The sequence below is a fragment of the Phyllobacterium sp. YR531 genome (assembly GCF_000282595.1).
Lineage (GTDB): Bacteria > Pseudomonadota > Alphaproteobacteria > Rhizobiales > Rhizobiaceae > Phyllobacterium.
This window is the reverse complement of sequence record NZ_AKIZ01000016.1, coordinates 578,067-598,265: the sequence shown is the minus strand read 5'-3', so window position 1 is coordinate 598,265 and position 20,199 is coordinate 578,067. Positions and strand designations below refer to the sequence as shown.

Annotated in this window: 22 protein-coding genes; 11 read left to right on the top strand and 11 right to left on the bottom strand. The window is 51.9% G+C overall.

Annotated elements, in window-relative coordinates:
• Positions 1-60 precede the first annotated feature (60 nt).
• Positions 61-1,110, top strand: coding sequence for a hypothetical protein (locus tag PMI41_RS10155; RefSeq protein WP_008124383.1), 1,050 nt, complete (start codon positions 61-63; stop codon positions 1,108-1,110).
• Here PMI41_RS10155 and PMI41_RS10150 read toward each other — a convergent pair.
• The 3 genes from PMI41_RS10150 to PMI41_RS10140 all read right to left on the bottom strand — a co-directional run bounded on the left by PMI41_RS10150 (position 1,081) and on the right by PMI41_RS10140 (position 2,987).
• Positions 1,081-1,905, bottom strand: a complete 825-nt coding sequence (locus tag PMI41_RS10150) for an RNA methyltransferase (RefSeq protein WP_008124381.1) — start codon at positions 1,903-1,905, stop codon at positions 1,081-1,083. The two genes, PMI41_RS10155 and PMI41_RS10150, sit on opposite strands and share 30 nt — an antisense overlap.
• A gap of 14 nt (positions 1,906-1,919) precedes the next feature.
• Positions 1,920-2,699, bottom strand: a complete 780-nt coding sequence (locus tag PMI41_RS10145; RefSeq protein ID WP_008124379.1) for a DUF2470 domain-containing protein — start codon at positions 2,697-2,699, stop codon at positions 1,920-1,922.
• A 96-nt stretch (positions 2,700-2,795) separates the two neighbouring features.
• Positions 2,796-2,987 (bottom strand): hypothetical protein, encoded by a 192-nt coding sequence (locus PMI41_RS10140; protein ID WP_008124377.1) that lies wholly within the window; start codon positions 2,985-2,987, stop codon positions 2,796-2,798.
• A gap of 268 nt (positions 2,988-3,255) precedes the next feature.
• On the opposite strand from PMI41_RS10140, the gene PMI41_RS10135 reads away from it, so the two are divergent.
• On the top strand, positions 3,256-4,158 hold the full coding sequence (locus PMI41_RS10135; protein WP_052025865.1) for a cell wall hydrolase: 903 nt from the start codon (positions 3,256-3,258) through the stop codon (positions 4,156-4,158).
• Between the two features lie 52 nt (positions 4,159-4,210).
• On the opposite strand, the gene PMI41_RS10130 is transcribed toward PMI41_RS10135, so the two are convergent.
• The 5 genes from PMI41_RS10130 to PMI41_RS10110 all read right to left on the bottom strand — a co-directional run bounded on the left by PMI41_RS10130 (position 4,211) and on the right by PMI41_RS10110 (position 8,090).
• Positions 4,211-4,597, bottom strand: coding sequence for a DUF930 domain-containing protein (locus tag PMI41_RS10130; protein WP_008124373.1), 387 nt, complete (start codon positions 4,595-4,597; stop codon positions 4,211-4,213).
• A 111-nt stretch (positions 4,598-4,708) separates the two neighbouring features.
• A complete protein-coding gene (locus PMI41_RS10125) occupies positions 4,709-5,389 on the bottom strand; it encodes a hypothetical protein (RefSeq protein WP_157179351.1) in 681 nt (226 codons plus the stop codon).
• 27 nt (positions 5,390-5,416) lie between these two features.
• Positions 5,417-6,007, bottom strand: a complete 591-nt coding sequence (locus PMI41_RS10120; RefSeq protein ID WP_008124369.1) for a protein-S-isoprenylcysteine O-methyltransferase — start codon at positions 6,005-6,007, stop codon at positions 5,417-5,419.
• Positions 6,004-7,200, bottom strand: coding sequence for a hypothetical protein (locus tag PMI41_RS10115; RefSeq protein WP_040854220.1), 1,197 nt, complete (start codon positions 7,198-7,200; stop codon positions 6,004-6,006). Before PMI41_RS10115 ends, PMI41_RS10120 begins: the two co-directional genes overlap by 4 nt.
• A 128-nt stretch (positions 7,201-7,328) precedes the next feature.
• The gene (locus tag PMI41_RS10110; protein WP_008124365.1) at positions 7,329-8,090 is read right to left on the bottom strand and encodes a 3-hydroxyacyl-CoA dehydrogenase; all 762 of its coding nucleotides are present in this window, start codon (positions 8,088-8,090) and stop codon (positions 7,329-7,331) included.
• Positions 8,091-8,408: 318 nt separating this feature from the next.
• Here PMI41_RS10110 and PMI41_RS10105 point away from each other — a divergent pair, with 318 nt between their 5' ends.
• From PMI41_RS10105 to PMI41_RS10080, 6 genes are all read left to right on the top strand, one after another.
• Entirely contained in the window at positions 8,409-10,016 is a 1,608-nt protein-coding gene (locus PMI41_RS10105) for an ABC transporter substrate-binding protein (RefSeq protein WP_008124364.1), read from the top strand.
• A 115-nt stretch (positions 10,017-10,131) separates the two neighbouring features.
• Positions 10,132-11,136: an ABC transporter permease subunit gene (locus tag PMI41_RS10100; RefSeq protein WP_008124363.1), complete on the top strand. Its 1,005-nt coding sequence runs from the start codon at positions 10,132-10,134 to the stop codon at positions 11,134-11,136.
• An 11-nt stretch (positions 11,137-11,147) separates the two neighbouring features.
• Positions 11,148-12,059 carry an ABC transporter permease subunit gene (locus PMI41_RS10095; protein ID WP_008124362.1) on the top strand — a complete coding sequence of 304 codons (912 nt, stop codon included), beginning with the start codon at positions 11,148-11,150 and terminating at the stop codon, positions 12,057-12,059.
• Between the two features lie 2 nt (positions 12,060-12,061).
• Entirely contained in the window at positions 12,062-12,919 is an 858-nt protein-coding gene (locus tag PMI41_RS10090) for an ABC transporter ATP-binding protein (RefSeq protein WP_008124361.1), read from the top strand.
• Positions 12,916-13,749, top strand: a complete 834-nt coding sequence (locus tag PMI41_RS10085) for a dipeptide ABC transporter ATP-binding protein (RefSeq protein ID WP_008124360.1) — start codon at positions 12,916-12,918, stop codon at positions 13,747-13,749. Before PMI41_RS10090 ends, PMI41_RS10085 begins: the two co-directional genes overlap by 4 nt.
• 58 nt (positions 13,750-13,807) lie before the next feature.
• Positions 13,808-14,071, top strand: coding sequence for a hypothetical protein (locus PMI41_RS10080; protein ID WP_008124359.1), 264 nt, complete (start codon positions 13,808-13,810; stop codon positions 14,069-14,071).
• A gap of 48 nt (positions 14,072-14,119) precedes the next feature.
• Here the strand turns inward: PMI41_RS10080 and choV are convergent, their stop codons facing one another.
• The 3 genes from choV to PMI41_RS10065 all read right to left on the bottom strand — a co-directional run bounded on the left by choV (position 14,120) and on the right by PMI41_RS10065 (position 17,039).
• Positions 14,120-15,163 carry a choline ABC transporter ATP-binding protein gene (gene choV / locus PMI41_RS10075; protein WP_008124358.1) on the bottom strand — a complete coding sequence of 348 codons (1,044 nt, stop codon included), beginning with the start codon at positions 15,161-15,163 and terminating at the stop codon, positions 14,120-14,122.
• A complete protein-coding gene (choW, locus tag PMI41_RS10070; protein ID WP_008124356.1) occupies positions 15,160-16,002 on the bottom strand; it encodes a choline ABC transporter permease subunit in 843 nt (280 codons plus the stop codon). Before choW ends, choV begins: the two co-directional genes overlap by 4 nt.
• 95 nt (positions 16,003-16,097) lie before the next feature.
• On the bottom strand, positions 16,098-17,039 hold the full coding sequence (locus PMI41_RS10065) for a choline ABC transporter substrate-binding protein (RefSeq protein WP_008124354.1): 942 nt from the start codon (positions 17,037-17,039) through the stop codon (positions 16,098-16,100).
• Between the two features lie 187 nt (positions 17,040-17,226).
• On the opposite strand from PMI41_RS10065, the gene PMI41_RS10060 reads away from it, so the two are divergent.
• The 3 genes from PMI41_RS10060 (at position 17,227) to PMI41_RS10050 (ending at position 20,189) form a co-directional block, all read left to right on the top strand.
• Positions 17,227-17,808, top strand: a complete 582-nt coding sequence (locus PMI41_RS10060; protein ID WP_040854218.1) for a thymidine kinase — start codon at positions 17,227-17,229, stop codon at positions 17,806-17,808.
• Between the two features lie 137 nt (positions 17,809-17,945).
• Positions 17,946-19,034: a hypothetical protein gene (locus PMI41_RS10055; RefSeq protein WP_008124350.1), complete on the top strand. Its 1,089-nt coding sequence runs from the start codon at positions 17,946-17,948 to the stop codon at positions 19,032-19,034.
• 3 nt (positions 19,035-19,037) lie between these two features.
• Positions 19,038-20,189, top strand: a complete 1,152-nt coding sequence (locus PMI41_RS10050; protein WP_008124349.1) for a hypothetical protein — start codon at positions 19,038-19,040, stop codon at positions 20,187-20,189.
• The last annotated feature ends 10 nt before the right edge of the window (positions 20,190-20,199 follow it).

Below are 20,199 nucleotides of genomic sequence, written 5' to 3'. Positions count from 1 at the left end.
TTTTAAATGACTGGCTGATAATAAGATTTTTGCCCGGAAGACTCCTGACAGGACTTTATCGTGATCCAGACCGCGCTTTATTTTGCTCTTGGATTTCTGGCTGCCGTTCTACTGGCATTGCTGGTAGTGCCGCCGATCTGGCGTCGTGCAACCTACCTGACGCGCAAGCGCGTTGAAGCTGAGACCCCTCTGACCTTGAATGAGATACAGGCGCAGCGTGACGGCTTACGGGCCGAACACGCTCTGGCTAACCGTAAACTGGAACTTATGTTGGAGAATGCGCAGGCGAAAGCTGGAAAGCAACTTGCCGAGGTCAGCGAAAAGGACAGGTATGTAAGAAAGCTTGCTCAGGATCTGGAGCAACGCGAGCAGAAGATTTCTGAACTTGAGGCAATGCTGACTTCAGGAAAAGAGACAATCAAGAAAGCATCCGCGACAAGTGCCGGACAGGAAAAGCTGCTTGAGCAGCGTGCAGCGGAACTGGAGCTTCTGCACCGCCGACTGGCAAGTCTTGCAACGAACGGTGACAGTTTGAAAATTGATCTGGCTGCGCAATCGACCCGAATTGATAATCTTTCGGACGATCTCAAGAGCGCTCGGCAGGATAAGAGAGATAGCGACGAGCAAAAACGCAAGGCTGAAATGGAATTGAAAGCTTTGCGTCATTCGCTGGAGCAAGAAACCAAACGCCGGTCTGAGCTGGATACGCAGGCTAACGCTTTGCTCAGGCAATTTGCAGATAGTGAGGCAAAACTTGCGCGGCGTGAAAAAGATTTCGAGCGTGCAAATGAGCGTTTGCGCAAGGTCTTGGCGGAAGGGAGAAAACAGCCTGTCATCGCCGGGGACGTGCCGCGTGGTAAGCAGGCATTTATTCAGGCTCAAGAGGATGATGTCTTGCGTGAGCAGATGAACGGTCTGGCTGCTCAAGTGATAGCGATGACTGCCAAGCTGGAAGGTTCCGGATCATTGATCGATGAACTGCTTGGGAAAAAAGGCAACGGGGATGCTGTTGCTCGCGATGCCGACGGAAATGTCATCGTCAGCTTGGCTGATCGCATCCGTACTTTGCAGAATGTGGTTTCAAAAGCTGGAAAATCGGCTGAGCCGTGACAGGGCAATTCCAGATGCTGTTGCGACGTTGAGGCTGTCGAAGCTGGTCGACATTGGAATCCTGACTGTTTGCAATTCTTGCAGAAGCGCCAAAGGCAAACCTTCGCCTTCAGTACCAAGCAGGAGGGCCGTGCGGGCCAAAGGTTCTATGGCATTGATGCTTATTGCGCCGGAGGGGCTGAGAGCAAAAATCGTAAAGCCTGCATCCTGTAAGGCCTTAACAATTTGCTCAATTGTCTCCTCACGCGCAAAGGGAACTTTTAGAGCAGCGCCAACAGATACCCTGATCGCCTTGCGATAGAGTGGATCGCAGCTTGTCTCATCCATCACGATGCAATCCGCCTCGAAGGCTGCAGCATTGCGGAAAATCGAACCCATATTATCGTGATTGGATATTCCACATAGAACAACGATCACTGCGGTTTCTGGAAGTGAGCCAATTACAGCTTGCAAGGAGAGTGGATTCTCCCGGCTTCCAACAGCCAGAATACCTCTGTGCATTGGAAAGCCCGCGATAGCATCCATTGTTGTGCGAGAGACGCAATAAATTGGTACGCTATCCGCACACAGCCGAATTTGCTCCTCAAGTCCGGCCAACCTGTTCTCAATTACAAGCAGGGATTCGATAGCGAATGAGCTGTTGGCTAACAGCACGTTAAGCACGACTTTCCCCTCTGCAATAAAGCGCCCCTCACGCCCCACCAAATCACGTTCCCGAACGTTTTTGTAAGGAGCAAGCCGTTGGTCTGCGGGGTCAGCGATACGGATTATACGCTGTTCCAGCCAATCGCCCACGTTATCCGATCCGCTCACGCCGAGGTCTGGTCCGCTTCCAGGCCAGCGCGAGCTTCGCCGGCCATGCGAACCAGGGTCATATGCATGTCTTTCGCAGACTCGAGCGGCTTTTCAAAGAAGATGCGAGCCACTTCATCACCATCTGCAATATCGAAACCGTCCGCGTCAATTCCGGTTATGCGCCATTTACCATCCGGTAACTTGGCATAATAGCGCGCATAGAGCGCTATAGCGTCGGCGTGATCCTCGTTCATATGATCGACGGCATTCTTCTCTGCTGCAGCAAGCTCTGCATTAACAGGACTGAGGCTCAACCACTCTTTCGCTTCCAACTGATAGGCGCGCCCGAAGCCGCCATTCAGTTTCGTGTTTTCGGGTTCAAGACGGAAAAACCGGAAATCACCAAGCCCGACATAGAGTTTTGATTTGGGAAGGTGGGAAAGATAACGCCATTCGATACGCGTGTGATCAGCGGAGCCTTTAATAACTTCCTTCGCTTTTGCTGAAATCGTCATACGGGCATAGGCAAGAGGATCGCCTTTGCCAAGCTCACCGACCAAAAGCGAGCAACGTGGATCTGCCAGCAGAGCAGGTGTATGAGCCGCCAATGCGGAGACCAAAGTTATCGGAGTACCGTCATGATCAGTGGAAACACCGATCCGCGTGGCAATAGGGTTACCGGTCTGAGGTTCCAGCGTGGCGATGACCGCATGGCGTGCACTTCGCATCAACCGACGTATAAGCCGGACAGCGCTGTCGTCCATTTCGCGTAAAACGTCCGTCTTTTCGGTCACATCATATCCTTCACCAGCTTGGAGTATCTGATTGATAAGATGTGCGATGATCGGCGACAAGCCCTGGATATCATTATGGCAAGCAGCTGTGAAAAGTCAGGCAGCGATTGCCTGATTTTGGTCGAGGCCCGCATCTCTCATGCAGTCCGCAAGAAGATCCAGATCGACCGGACCGATAGTGCAAAGGACAGGCGCAACATCTTCGGCGGAAACCTGCAAAGACATGAGCTCACGCAGGGCGTCCATGAGTGATTCGCGCGTATCGTAGCGTGGTGTATTGGAACGCATGGTCTGCCCTTCGGACCTCATTCAATACTTAAAGATTAACCTGATAGTGGTAAACAAATTCTTAATTATGCCATTATTAGGAATTTGGTGCTATTGCATTAGATAAAATAAACGCATAATTTCAATTGGATAGTAGTGGCGTCTTCAAGATTGTATTTCGTTGCCATTGTTTGGCCCCAAATGACATCATTCTGTGCTCAACTTCACCAGCAGGAAAAACAGCGATGAGAATTGCTTCGTGATCGGCGGTAAGTGGAAATTCCACTCAGTGGCGGGAATTGTAGCGGCGGCAGCGATGGTCAGTGGCTGCACTACGCAAAATGGGCAGCAGACCAGCAAGATCAAGCCGGAAGCTGCGACGTCACAGACTACGTCAGGTAACTACGCCTACACGCCCAAGGACAAGGAATGCCTTGAACGGGCCATGTTCTTTGAATCCAATCGCTCGAGCCAGGATGGTCTGGAAGCTGTTGGAACAGTAGTGATGAATCGTCTTGATGCGGGCAAATGGGGAAATTCCATATGCAGTGTCGTTGGCCAGAAGGGGCAGTTTGCTCCTGGTGTTTTGTCGCGTCCTATGAAGTCAGCAGCTTTGCCGGATGTTCAGGCTGCTGCTGATGCGGTTTTGAAAGGCAAGCGCAATCCTCAAGTCAAGAATGCGATGTATTTCCATACTGCTGGATTGCGGTTCCCTTACAAGAATATGCATTACACCGTCGTTGCAGGGGGCAATGCGTTCTATGAGAAGCGTGATCGCTATAATTCAGCGGAGATTGCTTCCAAGGAGGCGAGCCAGTCGATTGCCAACGCTTATATCGCGAGTATAAGGACTTCCGGTGCAGGTGGCACGCAGGTTGCGAGCGCTGGTACGACAACTTCCACGCCTACGTCTGGCCGCGTTGTTGCTACGGCACCTCAGCCTGTTCAAGTTGCGCAGGCCGATATAGCACCGCAGCAATTGGCCTTCGCCAGTGATAAGGTTGCCGTTCCCATCGATCCGCCAGTTCAGGCGATGGAGAACACGTTGCAGGCCCAACAGAACGCTCAGATGGCTCAAACCGCACAAGTCACACCGGCTGGCATACTTGCCTACGAGGCACCCACCAGCAAGAGCGTAGATGCTATAGGTCAGATGCTTCTTGCTCAGGATAGGCCCAACGCCCTGAACTAATAAAAAAGCACGCTTCGGCGTGCTTTTTTATTAAAGGACTTCGCTGGATTTCTTAAGGCACCAGAAAATGATGGTCCCATTCATTGTGGGGAACAAGCTGTCCTATCGCATATTGAAACGTCAGAATTGTCATGTGATCGGGTGAAGTCGAGCATGTATAGGACAAGTGATACCACTCGCCCTTGCTTCGAAATGCGGCACCTGTAGAACGGATTTTGTCACCCTTGATCTTCGGCTCAGCAAAAGCGTAGGCAACAAGTTCATCCGGCACCATTTTGACCGGATCTTTATGTATTCGCTCCATCGCCTCCAGATCGCATCGTTGCTCGAGTCTCGTCTGTGGATCAAGCTTCTCGAGCTGTTCGGCAGCACTGTTGTCCATTGCTGATGCCGGTGCAGAAATTGCAATGACAAGAAGAAGAGCACCAATAATTTTCATCAGTATTGCTTCCTGGCGTAACGCGCGACCCATAGGATCAAGTGCCGTGAGATACCGGTTCTTTTAAGTCGAAACTATGGAAATCAAAACCGTTAGAACATTACAATTTGTTCATGAACCAGCAGATTTCCGCCCCTTGTCACCGTTCGCTTCAATGTAGGAGTAAATATAGGAAAAGGACGGCTGTGCGCGATTGGCTGGCTCGACCAAACCGGCAACGCTACCGAGTGAGGCCGCATAATTATTGCAGTTGAAACCGAACATTCTCCAGAGGGGAGGATTGGCCAGATTGCTGCGCACCTTGCCCAGTAACTGCTGGTATTGGCTTTCGGTCAACGAGACGCGATACGCTGCTCCGGTGGAAAAGTGACAATCGGCATAGCTGGGTTTGAGCTCGGCAGGCATTGGTATTATCGCGCCGCCATAAAGCCCGACCAGACTTCCCTTTGGAAAGAGGCCGTTATACTGGCGCGTCACTGGATTGCCCTGCGCGTCCAGCCGCCCAAAGACAACGTAAAGATGTCCGCTTGGTATGCCGGGCGAAAGACGTTGACGAAATTCTATATAAGCGGGGTCACCAGGATTGGTGCGGTTGGCGGTCAATTTCACTGCATTGCCGTTAACGCTTCCATGCGCGGCGCATGTCAATTGCGGCAGCTCGGCAGCATATGCGGATACGGTGGCTGCACTTTCCGATTGCGGAGATGATTGGCACGCCGCAAGCGACAACGAAAGCAAAAGAGCCGGCAGCGCTTTTGTGGAAGATTTACGGAGCGAAGTGATTTTAAGCACGATGAGATCTTTCAGCCATTGGGCCAATCAGTAAAGGTAAGGCAGGATACGCCAAGTGCGTGCCCGATAGACATCATATTCTTCAGCAAAGGCTTCCCGCATCATGGCTTCTTCGGGACCAACGCGTGAAAAGAACAAATATCCAAATCCGACGATCCCTGCAAATCCTGCAATATAGTTAGGCAGGAGCAGTGCTTGTGCTACCGCGAGACACCAGAATGCCGTGTACATTGGATGGCGGATACGTTTGTAAATTCCAGTTGTAACAAGTTTATGGTCTTGTTTGAGCTGCAGGGAAACCGACCACATTTTGCCGAGCGCTTTATGGGTAAGCCTGAAAAGTATCAGCGCTGCTATTCCTGCCATAATGCCAAACACCAAGAGGGCAGGATGTGCTGGGTAGGAAGCGAACCATGGAAATCCGGTCGCGATATAAATACCCGGAATAATGCCGAGACCCGTTAGCGAGACAATCATCCGCAGGGTATCCGCGCCCTTGCGGTAATCAACAGTGAGGCGGCTGCGGCGGGCACGGCGATCAAAGGGCCGGCGTAGCAGATACCAGCCGACGACCAGAAGGGCCCAAAGAGCCTTCCCAGCCAAAGTAAGGCTTATCATGTGATGGCGGGCCCCACGATTTTCAGACTGTCATCAGCGCACACTGTTTGTTCGCAGGGCAACCCACCCCTTGCGGCAATATCGGCAAACCGTTGGGGGCCGCACAGAATTGCGTGCCATGAATAGCGCGTCCTCTTGTCGACGCCGAATACAAACTGGCGGTGGACCCGGAAGAAGTCACGCCGGATGGCTTTATAAGTCTCGTCACAAAGCTGATGTCTGAAACGGACTTGCATGAGAACCGGCGATCTTCCCTTTGCTATATCGAGATCGCGGATCGGGTCTGACTTGTAAAAATTCATTGGATCCGTCAGCGATTGTGCATCGATCCATGTTGTTTTGCTTTGCGCGACCTTTGCAACACAGTTGCGAAGGCGGGTAGCGGCAGGATGCAAAGCAACTTTGAGCAGGCTGGAACCAACAGTAAGCAGTCCGTAGCGTCTTGATTGATTATGCTTCAAGGCCTCATCAATAACGGGAAGCGCGCAAATGGCTCCAAGACTATGAGCGGCAACAATCACTTCTGTGTCATTTGAAGTCTGGCTGATCTGTCTGGCAGCATCTGCAATGACATTCTCCATCTTTGTCATAACCTCCGGACATTTGCCACGCGCCATGTCACGAGCAAAGGTCCAGTCGTCCATCAAGAGCAGGAGATGCAGTTTCGCAGATGCAAACCATAACAGGCATGTGAAGGCCAAGAGAGCCGTGCCAGGCAGAACAAATGGGCTGTTCGGGAATATGTCATCAATCAGGTAACCTGCACCGAGCGATGCTGCGGCAATACCTGCAAGAACCAGCAGTGGATAGACGAAGAATAGAGCATAACGCCAACTGGTCGTTACAAAGCGGAAAAATGTGCCACTGACAATAAAATCAAGTAGCGCGAACAACCCGCTTAGCAGGCGGATGACCGGATTTCTCGATGCATAAAAAAGCGTAATATCGCCGAGCCCATAAAGGACAAAATCCGTCCGGACCGACGAGTCATCGCCCTGTGTATCCAAACTGAAGCGGCCTGTTTCTACGCCAGCTTCCGCCGTCGATGTTTCAAGTGAGGATGGTTCCGTAAAACGCATGCCATAAACAGGCGCAGTTTTGCCGGCCTCGCGGACAAAACGTCGATAATGTGCCTCCACGGGCATATGTTCAAAGCCTGGCAGCAAAATCACCAGACGCTTGACGATGGACATCCGCATCCTTTCCTCATCGATCACCGATGATTGCGATCTACCTTACTTCGCTAACAAGGATTTTAGATGACCAGCGTTAACAGAACGTCGTCAGCGATTAAAAGTTGCAACAATCAGTGATGCAACTTTTATTTTGGTGCCATGCGGATCGCGCCGTCAAGCCGGATTGTTTCGCCATTGAGCATTGGGTTCTCGATAATATGCACAGCAAGTGCTGCATATTCTTCTGGTTTGCCAAGTCTTGACGGAAAAGGGATGGAAGCGGCTAGCGAATCCTGAACTTCCTGCGGCAAGGCGAGCAGCATGGGCGTTCCGAAAATACCGGGGGCGATTGCCATGACACGAATGCCGAAACGAGCAAGCTCGCGCGCTGCCGGCAACGTCAGACCGGCAATACCGGCTTTCGAGGAAGCATAGGCCGCCTGTCCTATCTGGCCGTCGAAGGCCGCAACAGAAGCCGTGGAGATAATTACGCCACGCTCGCCCGTTTCCAGAGGATCAAGCTTTGCTGCTGCATCGCCTACCAGTCGTAACATGTTGAAAGAACCGATCAGGTTGACCTCGATGACGCGCCGGTAAAGCTCCAGATCATGGGGGCCGTCTCGACCTACGATACGTCCGGCATTGGCAATCCCTGCGCAATTAACGAGAACACGCGGCGTGCCAAGCTTTGCCGTTACCTGCTGGACAGCGCTTTCGGCATCGCTGGCACTGGAAACATTGCAGCTGAGTGCCAGTCCACCAATCTCCTGCGCAACTTTTTGAGCGGCATCGAGATTGATATCGAAAAGAGCAACTTTCGCGCCGTTTTCCGCCAAAAGACGGGCCGTTGCTGCACCAAGACCAGAACCACCTCCGGTTACTATCGCAGTATGTCCTTCAAGATTCATAGTTCGCCTCCCTTGCAAAATGTGACGACTGTCGCAGGCGCTTATCATGGCAATGCTGGAGACGATAGTCGCAACTCTGGTCTATAAGACACATGTATTGGTCTCAGGCTGTCGAAAATGTTAATGGACGGTTTTATAGTGAAATTCACTATTTTTGCATTTATGTGCTCGAGTTTCCCCAGAATCGTGAATTATGGTTCTTCGGATGGGTTGACTGCGAATAAATCTGCTTGCATTGCGACATTGCAAAGGCTTCCATGCAACTTCGGTTGCAGGCAAGGGGGCCGGCAACAAAAAAACCTCTGAAGGTGGAAAAACATGAAGACCTACAAGAAACTCATTGCGGCGACTGCGCTTGCAATGTTGACAGGTGGGCTGATGGCAGGTGGAGCCGCAGCTAAAACTTTCGTTTATTGCTCGGAAGCATCGCCGGAAGGCTTTGATCCCGGTCTCTATACCGGCGGTAATACATTCGATGCCGCAGCTCATACGGTTTATAACCGTTTGCTCGAGTTCAAGCCTGGCACAACTGAGCCGGAAGCTGGTCTCGCTGAAAGCTGGACAATTTCCGATGATGGTCTGCAGTACACATTCAAGATTCGTCCGGGTGTAAAGTTCCAGACCACAGAATTCTTCACGCCAACCCGTGAACTCAACGCTGACGATGTCATTTTCTCTTACGAGCGCCAGTGGAAAGAAGACAATGCCTGGAACAAGTATGTAACAGGTACATCCTGGGAATATTTTGCCGGTATGGGCTTCCCAGAGCTTCTGCAGTCGATCGAAAAAGTCGACGATATGACAGTCAAGTTCACCTTGAAGCGCAAAGAAGCGCCATTCCTTGCAAACGTTGCGATGCCATTCGCTTCGATCATGTCGAAGGAATATGCTGACAAGCTTCAGGCCGATGGCAAGATGAACCAGTTGAACCAGATGCCTCTCGGCACCGGTCCTTTCTCGTTCGTTGCTTATCAGCAGGATGCCGTCATCCGCTATAAGGCCAATCCTGACTACTGGAATGGCAAGCAGAAGATCGACGATCTCGTTTTCGCAATCACCACCGACGCTTCTGTTCGTTACCAGAAGCTCAAGGCTGGCGAATGCCACCTTATGCCTTATCCAAACCCAAGCGACGTTGCAGCTATGAAGGCTGATCCAGAGCTGAAGGTCATGGAACAGGAAGGCCTGAACGTCGCTTACCTCGCGTACAACACGCTGGTTGCACCGTTCGACAAGGCTGAAGTACGCCACGCGCTCAACATGGCCATCAACAAGAAGGCAATCGTTGACGGCGTATTCCAGGGTCTGGCGACACCTGCCAAGAACCCGATCCCGCCAACAATGTGGTCCTATAACGACAAGATCGAGGACGACAAGTATGACCCGGAAGCAGCCAAGAAATTGCTTGCGGATGCTGGTGTAAAGGATCTTTCGATGAAGATCTGGGCGATGCCGGTTGCACGTCCTTACATGGTCAATGCCCGCCGCGCTGCTGAACTGATGCAGTCGGATCTGGCAAAGATTGGCGTCAAGGCAGAGATCGTGTCCTATGAGTGGGCTGAGTATCTCGACAAGTCTAAGGCGAAAGACCGTGATGGTGCCGCTATCCTCGGCTGGACTGGTGACAATGGTGATCCAGACAACTTCCTTGACACATTGCTTGGTTGCGACGCCGTTGGTGGTAACAACCGCGCACAGTGGTGCAACAAGGAATTTGATGATCTGGTGACCAAAGCCAAGGAAACGACTGACCTTGCTGAACGTACCAAGCTCTATGAAGAAGCACAGGTAGTGTTCAAGAAGGAAGCTCCATGGGCAACCCTCGACCATTCCCTGTCGCTTGTACCAATGCGCAAGGGTGTTGAAGGCTTCCATCAGAGCCCGCTCGGTGACTTCGCCTTCGATGGCGTAGACATCACCGAGTAAGACCTGAAAACTAGTAGGAAGGGCGTCCGTCAGGCGGGCGCCCTTTTTTCTTCCGAGCAAAAATGCGCTGAGGCAGCCGGAAGCACCGCCACCGATTGTGGCTGGAAGGTACGATATGTTCAGATTTATTATGGGACGCGTAGCGGTCATGGCCCTGACCTTTGTCGGGGTGTCCATCATCGCTTTTTCGTTTATTCGCATGCTTCCGGGTGATCCCGTTGCTTTGCTTTCAGGCGAGCGTGTCATGTCGCCAGAACGTCATGCAGCTATTTCGCACGATCTTGGCTTCGATCAACCAATCATAGTCCAGTACTTCAATTACCTTTGGGGTATCCTGCATGGTGATTTCGGTACGTCGATTGTCACCAAGCAGCCTGTCGTCGATCAGTTTTTCAATCTGTTCCCGGCCACGCTTGAGCTTTCAATTTGCGCGATCCTTTTTGCGGTTCTGCTCGGCATTCCGGCCGGTGTTTTCGCAGCAATCAAGCGCGGCTCCTTTTTCGATCAGTCAATCATGGGAACTGCGCTCATAGGGTTCTCAATGCCAATTTTCTGGTGGGGCCTGCTGCTGATCATGCTTGTCTCAAACACCTTGCATTGGACACCGGTTTCCGGCCGCATTTCCTTAATGTTCTTTTTCCCGCCAGTGACCGGCTTCATGCTGATTGATTCACTGCTTTCGGGTCAGTCCGGTGCGTTCAAGTCCGCTGTCAGTCACTTGATCCTGCCAACAATTGTGCTCGGCACCATTCCATTGGCAGTTATTGCGCGTCAGACCCGTTCAGCAATGCTCGAAGTATTATCTGAGGATTATGTGCGCACCGCGCGAGCCAAAGGCTTGGCTCCATTGCGTGTTATCGGCGTCCACGCACTTCGCAATGCCATGATACCAGTCGTCACAACGATTGGTCTTCAAGTTGGCGTCATGCTTGCCGGTGCTATCCTGACGGAAACCATCTTCTCGTGGCCGGGTATCGGTAAATGGCTGGTCGATTCTGTCAGCCGCCGCGACTATGCGGTTATCCAGGGCGCTTTGCTGATCATCGCTGCCACCATCATGTTGGTCAATCTCGCTGTGGACTTGCTCTACGGTCTGATCAATCCGCGCATTCGACATTGAGGGGATAGATCATGGCCCAGACAAATATTCAAAGTGGCACGTCCACTGATGCTTCGCTCCGACGCCAGCTTGCCGAGTTCTGGTACTATTTTTCGGAAAATCGTGGTGCCGTCATTGGCCTCGCTGTTTTCGTCCTACTGGTTATCATAGCTGTTTTCGCTCCTTGGATTGCGCCCCATAGCCCGGCCGATCAGTATCGCGATGCAACGCTTCTGCCGCCATTCTTTCAGGAGGGTGGGCGTGCAGATTACCTGCTGGGAACGGACGCGGTCGGACGCGACATTCTCTCGCGCCTGATCTATGGCGCACGCTACTCATTGTTCATCGGTATCGTTGTTACCTTCATTGCGCTCGTAGGCGGAATTTTCCTCGGTGTCATTGCCGGTTATTTCCGAGGCTGGGTTGACACAGTCATCATGCGATTGATGGATGTCATTCTGGCCTTTCCGTCATTGTTGCTGGCGCTGGTTCTCGTCGCAATCATCGGCCCGGGATTGACTGGAGCAATGATTTCCATTGCGCTTGTGTACCAACCTCACTTTGTGCGTTTGACCCGCGCTGCGGTAATGGCAGAAAAGACCCGTGATTATGTAGTAGCAGCGAAAGTTGCCGGCGCGAGCCCGTTGCGTCTGATGTTCAAAACGATTCTGCCAAATTGCATGGCACCTTTGATTGTGCAGGCAACGCTGTCATTCTCTAATGCGATCTTAGATGCAGCTGCACTCGGATTTTTGGGCTACGGAGCGCAACCTCCGGCATCGGAATGGGGCACAATGCTGGCCGATGCCCGCGAGTTTATCGCAAGCGGTCAATGGTGGGTGGTCACGCTGCCCGGTCTTGCAATCCTGATCACGGTGCTTGCCATCAATCTCGTCGGTGACGGATTGCGCGATGCGCTTGATCCCAAGTTGAAGAGGAGCTGAACATGGCAAAGCTACTCGAAATCAAGAATCTCTCTGTCGGCTTTGACACCAGCAGCGGAATGTTTATGGCAGTTCAGGGTATCGATCTGTCAGTGGAAGCCCGTGAGGTGCTGGCAATTGTCGGCGAATCCGGTTCTGGCAAATCTGTTGCGATGCTTGCCGTTATGGGCCTTTTGCCCAAATCGGCAACAGTGACTGCAGACAGCATGACTTTTGATGGCCATGACATGCTGAAGATGACCAGCAAACGCCGTCGCGAGATCATTGGCCGCGACGTTGCCATGATCTTTCAGGAGCCTATGGCCAGCCTCAACCCCTGTTTCACTGTAGGATTCCAGCTGGAAGAAGTCCTGCGGGTTCACATGAAACTCGACAAGAAGGCCAGACGCGCACGCGCAATCGAGCTTTTCAAACAGGTTGGTATTCCTACTCCCGAAGAACGGCTCAAATCCTATCCGCATCAGATGTCTGGCGGGCAATGCCAGCGTGTTATGATTGCCATCGCGATTGCCTGCAATCCGAAGCTTCTGATTGCAGACGAGCCGACCACTGCTTTGGACGTCACAATCCAGAAACAGATTCTGGATTTGCTGGTGGGCCTTCAGGCGAAGCACGGCATGGGGCTTATCATGATTACCCACGATATGGGTGTGGTTGCCGAAACTGCAGATCGGGTCATTGTTCAGTACAAGGGCACGAAGATGGAAGAAGCTGATGTGCTGACACTATTTGAGGCACCAAAAAGCCCATACACCCGCGCTCTGCTTTCAGCCCTGCCAGAGAATGCAACCGGCGACAGACTTTCGACTGTGGCTGATTTCATGAAAAACGAAGCAGCCAATGCAGGAGCGGCATCATGAGTGAGATCGTTCTTGAAGGCCGCAACATTGTTCGCGAGTATCATGTTGGCGGAAGCTTGTTCGGCAAGGCCAAGACTGTTCAGGCCGTAAAGGGTGTTAACTTCACCGTAGAGAAGGGCAAGACCCTTGCGATCGTTGGTGAAAGTGGTTGCGGAAAGTCAACGCTCGGCCGCATATTGACGCTGATCGACCCGCAAACATCCGGCGAACTGCTTATCGACGGCAAACCGATCAATATTGCCAAGGATAAGGTGACGACGGAAATGCGCCGCAAGGTGCAGATCATTTTTCAGAACCCGTACGGTTCGCTCAATCCACGCCAGAAAATCGGCGAGGTTCTAGGCGAACCGCTGCTGCTCAATACCAATAAGACCGCTGCCGAGCGACGCGAACTTGCCATGCAGATGCTGGTGAAAGTTGGTCTTGGGCCGGAACACTATAATCGATATCCGCATATGTTTTCTGGTGGTCAGCGCCAGCGTATCGCCATAGCACGTGCACTGATGCTCAGCCCGAGCCTACTGGTGCTGGATGAGCCGGTTTCTGCACTCGATCTGTCAGTACAGGCGCAGGTGCTCAATCTTCTTGCGGATTTGCAGGATGAGTTCAACCTGACTTATGTTTTCATCAGCCATGACCTGTCGGTGGTGCGTTATATCGCTGACGACGTTATGGTGATGTATTATGGCGAGGTGGTCGAGTACGGTACACGTGACGAGGTGTTTTCCAATCCACAGCACAGCTATACCAAGACGCTATTTGCGGCGACGCCGAAATCCGATGTCGAAAGCATTCGTGCACGTATCGCCAAGAAGAAAGCTGCCGCTTGAGCGGAACCTGCCCTGCGATCGGGCGTTCATTCATTGAGTTTTAACTGGAGGAATGCCCGTGAGCAAAAAGCAGTCGATTTCATCCGCCCCGACAGACGGAAGCAAGGTGCAGATTTTCTGGACTGATGAAGACGGCCAGGAGAACCAGTCGATCGGGCAGTATCGCTCGCTTGACCGATTGAAAGCGACCGGTGGTCAATGGGATGAAACGGATGCTGGCTGGTGGATATTTACAGATTCCAACACGCAGAAAAAAGTAACCCCGACAGGCTGGCAACCCGCGGGCAAATCGGAAGATTCCGAGGAAGCTGAAGAAGAGTAAACGCTAAAGCGATCGGGTGGTTGACCGGATCGCTTCAATGGTAGGCTGTCATGCGGTCTTTTGATGCTTGAGCAGCCCGCGAACGATATCGTCGGCAGAAATCATGCCAAGGATCGCTCCTTTTTCAACGACGCCAACATCACCGCTGTTTTTGGCAACTGCCTGCATGATTTCGCGGATAGGCGTGTCAGGTTTTGCCGTAGCGGCAAAGGGTCTGTCTGCCCGTGAACGATCAAGCGGAACCATGATGTCAGCGGCCGTCAACACGCCAAGGGGATTCATATTGGCAACGAAATCCGCCACATAATCATCTGCCGGGTTCAGGAGTATGTCCTGTGCGGTTCCGCATTGGATAATGCGACCGCCTTCCATAATGGCAATGCGGTTCCCGATCTTCATGGCCTCATCAAGATCGTGGCTGACAAAGACGATAGTTTTTTTCAGCCGGTCCTGAAGGCTCAGAAGCTCATCCTGCAGGCGATTGCGAATAAGCGGATCAAGTGCCGAGAATGGCTCATCCATTAGCAGGATTGGCGCGCCGGTGGCGAATGCACGGGCAAGGCCGACACGCTGTTGCATGCCGCCAGACAGTTCTCCGACTTTACGCTTGGCCCAGTCCTTCAGGTTTACCAGTTCCAACTGTTGTTGAACGGCCTGCGCGCGTTCGTCCTTTGGTACGCCAGACAATTCCAGCCCGAAGCCAACGTTCTCTTCGACTGTACGCCATGGCAAAAGTCCGAATTGCTGAAAGACCATGGACACGAGATGTTTGCGAAGGTTGCGCAAGGTAGGCTTGTCGGCTTTGCCCACGTCAATCGATTGGCCGTTATTATGAACGACGACCGAACCGCGGGAAATCGGATTAAGGCGGTTGATGGCACGCAGAAGGGTAGATTTTCCTGAGCCGGACAGGCCCATCAATACCAGTATTTCACCCTCAGCAATCGTTAGGGAGCAATTGTGAACGCCTAGAACATGACCGGTTTCGGCTTGAATTTCCGAACGGCTTTTCCCTTGATCAGCAAGGGCTAGGGAAGTGTCGGTGCGTTTGCCAAAAATAATGCAGACTTTATCGAGTGTAATAGCGGTCATTCACCATGCTCCTTGCCGGGGCGGAAAATACGGTCAAGCACAATGGCGACGACCACGATAACCAGACCAGCTTCAAAACCGAGAGCGGTGTTGACCGAATTCAGTGCGCGAACGACAGGAACGCCAAGACCATCAGCGCCGACCAGCGCCGCAATAACCACCATGGAAAGCGATAGCATAATCGTCTGGGTCAGACCGGCAAGGATTTGCGGCATGGCATAGGGAAGCTCAATTTTCCACAAGAGCTGCCGGGATGATGCACCAAAGGCTTCGCCAGCTTCGACCAGATGCAGCGGCGTTGATGAAACGCCAAGATGGGTGAGGCGAATGGGAGCGGGTAGAACAAAGATGGCGGTGGCGAGCAGGCCGGGTACCATGCCAATGCCAAAGAAAACAATCGCAGGAATGAGATAGACGAAAGTTGGCAATGTCTGCATCAGGTCCAGCACCGGTCGAATCGCCGAATAGAATTTGGGGCGATGCGCAGCGATAATCCCGATTGGTACACCGATACCCATACACAGTATGCAGGAAGAAAGTACGAGGGTCAGCGTTTCCATCGTTTCATCCCAATACCCCTGATTGAGAATGAACAGAAATCCCACAATCGTCAGGACAGTAACGGCAATTGAACGCCGCAGAGCATAGGCTATGGCAGCAAATATCGCGACCATGATCAGCGGGTGAGGGTATTTCAGCACGAACATAAGCCCGTCGATGAAACTCTGCATCACCAGGGCAAGTCCGTCAAAGAACCCGGCAAAATTGGTGGTGAGCCAATCGACCACAGCCTTGGCCGTTTTGCCGACGGGAATCTTGTCTTGTGTCAACCAGTCCAAACCGAACTATCCCTCTGTCGTTTAACGAATAAGCGGAAAAAGCCTCCCGACCGGATGGCCGGGCGGCTTTATTCTATCGGTATTAATGCATCAGCCTAGAGGCCGAGCTCTGACTTGACGGCGGCTATACCTTCTTTGCCATCATGGGTGGTGACGCCAGCCAACCAGGTGTCCAGGACGGCTGGATTGGCTTTCAACCATTCGGTGGCCGCCTTTGCCGGATCTTCGCCATCGTCAAGAATTTTCCCCATGATCTCGTTTTCCATAGGAAGCGTGAATTTGAGGTTGGCAAGCAGCTTGCCGATGTTCGGGCATTCCGTCGTAAAGCCGGTACGAATGTTTGTATGAACCTTTGCACCACCAAAGTCAGGCCCGAATACTTCATCTCCACCGGAAAGATAGGCGAGTTTGAAGTTTGCGTTCATTGGATGCGGTTCCCAGCCAAGAAACACAATCGGCTTCTCGCTTTTGGTATCCTTGGCGACTTGAGCAAGCATGCCTTGCTCGGATGACTCGGCAACCTGAAAATCTTTAAGGCCGAACTGATCCTTTGAGATCATGTCAAGGATCAATCGATTGCCGTCATTGCCCGGCTCAATGCCGTAAATCTTGCCGCCAAGCTCGTCCTTGAACTTGGCAATATCCTTGAAGTCCTTCAGGCCCTTGTCAAAAAGATACTGCGGAACGGCCAGCGTATATTTCGCGCCTGTCAGATTTGGTCCGAGGTCTTCCACGGTCTTGTTTTCTATATAAGGCTTGATGTCGGCTGATTGGGTGGGCATCCAGTTGCCAAGGAAAATGTCGATGTCCTTCTTGCCGAGCGAGGCATAAGTAACCGGAACCGAAAGGACCTTGATGTCTGTGCTGTAACCGAGTGCCTTGAGCACTTCGGTTGTTGCGGCAGTCGTAGCGGTTACGTCGGTCCAACCTACATCGGCGAATCGGACACTTTTACAGCTCTCGGCTTCGGCAGCCAAAGCGGTTCCTGCCGAAAGCACCAAAGCCAGGGTAACGGTAAGTCTGGATAGAGTTTTCATTGCTTGTTCTCCCCTTCCGGTTATGTCCGGTTGTAATATGCTGAACCAAGCACCAAACGCGCAGGGGTTCAAGCATAGGCGCGCATAAATCCGGTCAAATAGCGACAGTTGTTGATATTCGGTGAAAAGTGAGGGTCACGCGACGAGCAAGGCTTCAAGCCGGAACAAGAGTCTGGTTAAAGCGGTCATGGCCAAACTATATTTCAGCTATTCGGCGATGAATGCCGGTAAATCGACGCTCCTTCTGCAAGCTTCTCACAATTACAGAGAGCAGGGCATGCGCACTATCCAGTTTACTGCTGGTCATTATGCCGAAAATGGAATTGGCAAAATTACGTCGCGGTTGGGTGTCAGTGCGGAAGCGGAGCTTTATTGGGATCATGACGACCTGTTTGCGCGCATCAAAGCCGCTAACGACGGGGCCCGGCTTAGCTGTGCATTTATCGATGAAGCGCAGTTTTTGACAAAAGAACAAGTGTGGCAGCTTGCCCGCGTGGCAGACAGGCTGAACATTCCTGTCATGTGTTTTGGTCTTCGCACGGATTTTCAGGGAAAGCTTTTCCCGGGTTCCTCCGAGCTTCTGGCCATCGCCGACAGCTTGCGGGAAATCCGTACGATTTGCCATTGCGGGGCAAAAGCGACGATGGTTGTGCGCAAGGACCAAACCGGCAATGTTTTGACGGAGGGCGATCAGGTCGCCATCGAAAAGTCGGTTTATGTCTCGCTCTGCCGCAAGCATTGGGAAGATGAAACACGCCATCAGATATAGCGAGGTGATATTCTTTGCTTGCAAGTCGGTCTGTGCCGTTGTCATCTGCCTGCAGGCATTGTTTGACAGGGTATAATCGCTATATGCAACCGAGACTGCGGTTGATATTTTAATTTGAGTAGTAGGGGAGATTTATAATGGCGAGTTTGCAGAACTTCGACACCGAGATCGAAAAGACCAGAACAATGGTCAACGAAATGCGGACGAAGATTGATCAATCCAGTGTGGTTCTTGATAAGTTCGCCAAAACCGATGCAAAGATTGGCGCAGCCGATTTTGACATTGAGAATGCGCGTATCGACGATGTCCTGCGGCAGCAGAAGGTGATGGAAGGCAATATTGCCGAGCTGATTATCGGCCTTGAAGATGCGACCAATATTTTTGGTACAGAATTTGAGAGCATGAAAGGCTATTCAGGCTGGGAAAAGTTCATCGGTGTGTTTTCCAAGGACAAGATGCAGCGTTTGCGGTCCGACCGGGTTCGCAACATGTCACTCGCCGGAAATCTTCAGGAGCTACTGACCAAATCAGATCGGATCGTCGGCATTTTGAAAGAGCAGAAAGTTGTGCTTGATGCCCGCTACAAGACGTCTGAAAGCAGTCTGGCGACAGTAATTGAGCGCCGCAAGACAACCATTGCCACCCTTGAGGCTACCCAAAAGCGTATCGAAGAACTCAATCCTTTGCTGCTCGATATTGAAAACCGTATCGCTGCATCGACTGATCAAGGAACGCGTGCTCAACTTGAGGGAGAGCGTTCCAAGCTTGCTACTGAATATAACGAACGCCAGGCGAAGGAACAGGAACTGCTGGCTGAAAGCCAGACACTCGAGCGCTATACTTCAATGTTCCAGACCTTTGTCGACTCGCTCAACAATCAGATTGCTGCTCAAAGCACTCTTATCAACAAGTTGGCCATCGATACCGAACAGCGCATTGTGCTCTACAAAGCTTTGGAAGATTCACTGAAAACGGCTGCCCAACAGGACGTTGCCCATAAGATCAACACGCTTGGCAGTCAGGTTGATAAGGCGGCGGAAGAAACCATGGCAGGTGTTGGCGCAGCTGCGCAGAAACACATTGGCGATCTTCTTGAGATGCATGAGAAAAACATGGTTAGTTCGCAGGATATTCAGCGCCGCAAAAAGCTGGCTGATGATGCTTTTGCTCGCCGCTTCTCCGAAGTCCTCAAAAAGCATAATTCTGCCGGTTACGTTCAGAGCTAATTCATGGCGGACAATGCAGATCTGACTGCGGCGGAACGCTACTTTGGTGCGATCCGCGCAGCGTTGGACGGGCTTGAGGTGTTCCTGAACAATCAGGACTCTCCTCTATACAAGCATGATCTGGTCGCTCAAACCGTTGCGGAATATCTGCAGCGGCTTGATGCGTCATTTGATTGCTGGCGCAATAGGCTCGGCTTTACGGAGCGCTTTCGCATATCCAAAGCGGAAAGCGGATTTCCTGTTTTTCAGAATGTTCTGGAGCTGGAAAACGACAAAAAGGAAGCCAAGGAACGCTTGGCAGCGCTCTCCCCTGCGGAAACATTGCGAAGCGAGATGACTGATTTTATTCTGCGCCATCGTGAGTTTCCGCGCGACCTGCAAAAATCCATGGCTGAACGCATCTATCTGGAGACAGTCCTTAAGGGCGAAGTATTCTCACCATTCGTGCTACCGACAACTATTCGCGTATCAGTCAATCCAAAGACAATGCGTCCGTTTTACGTTGTTCATTGGGGTGTGTTTGATGGCGCTTCAAATCTTCCGCTCATCTATATGGCGGTCGTGGAAGACTCATCGGAAGATATGGTTGAGGCGCTCGTTCAGGAAGATGGAAAACTAAATCCTAAAGTCAGGATTCCACTTCCCGTTGGTGGATTGCTGAATCCGGATTTGGCGCGGCGTTTTGACGATTTTGCTGCAAAGAATTCCGCCTATTCCCTGTCGCCAGTGACAATCGCGACTAGCCTAGACAAGGACTTCCCCGAACTGCATCCGAAACAATTGCGACGGGTAGTGCTTGGACCATTCTATACTGCGGGCATCACGGAACATAATCAGAAGGTCGCAGACGTGCTTGAGCGCGTCCGGCGGCCGGAAGATGCTTGGTTGTTGACCTGGACAATGCAGGAAGTGTTTTCAACTGCGGAAAAGCCCGGGAAGCGTGGCATCTGGTCGTCTGAACCGTCACGCGAGGAGTTCCATATCAATACTGACGATCTGGAGGCTACCCGCCAGGGCGTCAGTCACTACGAGCAGCATGCTCTGGTTCCGCATGAGGCCTATCAGGCACTTTATGCGTCGGGAGAGGCATCCAGCATCTTTACCGGCTTTGAAACGCATATTCTGTCCAATGGACAAGTCATCAGCGGCATTTAAGGAAACTGGA

Excerpts from the sequence above, each read along its gene's own strand:
- choV (WP_008124358.1), bottom strand. The coding sequence starts at position 15,163 with ATGACCGCTATTACACTCGATAAAGTCTGCATTATTTTTGGCAAACGC.
- PMI41_RS10120 (WP_008124369.1), bottom strand. The coding sequence starts at position 6,007 with ATGATAAGCCTTACTTTGGCTGGGAAGGCTCTTTGGGCCCTTCTGGTC.
- PMI41_RS10130 (WP_008124373.1), bottom strand. The coding sequence starts at position 4,597 with ATGAAAATTATTGGTGCTCTTCTTCTTGTCATTGCAATTTCTGCACCG.
- PMI41_RS10110 (WP_008124365.1), bottom strand. The coding sequence starts at position 8,090 with ATGAATCTTGAAGGACATACTGCGATAGTAACCGGAGGTGGTTCTGGT.
- PMI41_RS10090 (WP_008124361.1), top strand. The coding sequence starts at position 12,062 with ATGGCAAAGCTACTCGAAATCAAGAATCTCTCTGTCGGCTTTGACACC.
- PMI41_RS10085 (WP_008124360.1), top strand. The coding sequence starts at position 12,916 with ATGAGTGAGATCGTTCTTGAAGGCCGCAACATTGTTCGCGAGTATCAT.
- PMI41_RS10105 (WP_008124364.1), top strand. The coding sequence starts at position 8,409 with ATGAAGACCTACAAGAAACTCATTGCGGCGACTGCGCTTGCAATGTTG.
- PMI41_RS10055 (WP_008124350.1), top strand. The coding sequence starts at position 17,946 with ATGGCGAGTTTGCAGAACTTCGACACCGAGATCGAAAAGACCAGAACA.
- PMI41_RS10095 (WP_008124362.1), top strand. The coding sequence starts at position 11,148 with ATGGCCCAGACAAATATTCAAAGTGGCACGTCCACTGATGCTTCGCTC.
- PMI41_RS10140 (WP_008124377.1), bottom strand. The coding sequence starts at position 2,987 with ATGCGTTCCAATACACCACGCTACGATACGCGCGAATCACTCATGGAC.
- PMI41_RS10060 (WP_040854218.1), top strand. The coding sequence starts at position 17,227 with ATGGCCAAACTATATTTCAGCTATTCGGCGATGAATGCCGGTAAATCG.
- PMI41_RS10115 (WP_040854220.1), bottom strand. The coding sequence starts at position 7,200 with ATGTCCATCGTCAAGCGTCTGGTGATTTTGCTGCCAGGCTTTGAACAT.
- PMI41_RS10065 (WP_008124354.1), bottom strand. The coding sequence starts at position 17,039 with ATGAAAACTCTATCCAGACTTACCGTTACCCTGGCTTTGGTGCTTTCG.
- PMI41_RS10050 (WP_008124349.1), top strand. The coding sequence starts at position 19,038 with ATGGCGGACAATGCAGATCTGACTGCGGCGGAACGCTACTTTGGTGCG.
- PMI41_RS10100 (WP_008124363.1), top strand. The coding sequence starts at position 10,132 with ATGTTCAGATTTATTATGGGACGCGTAGCGGTCATGGCCCTGACCTTT.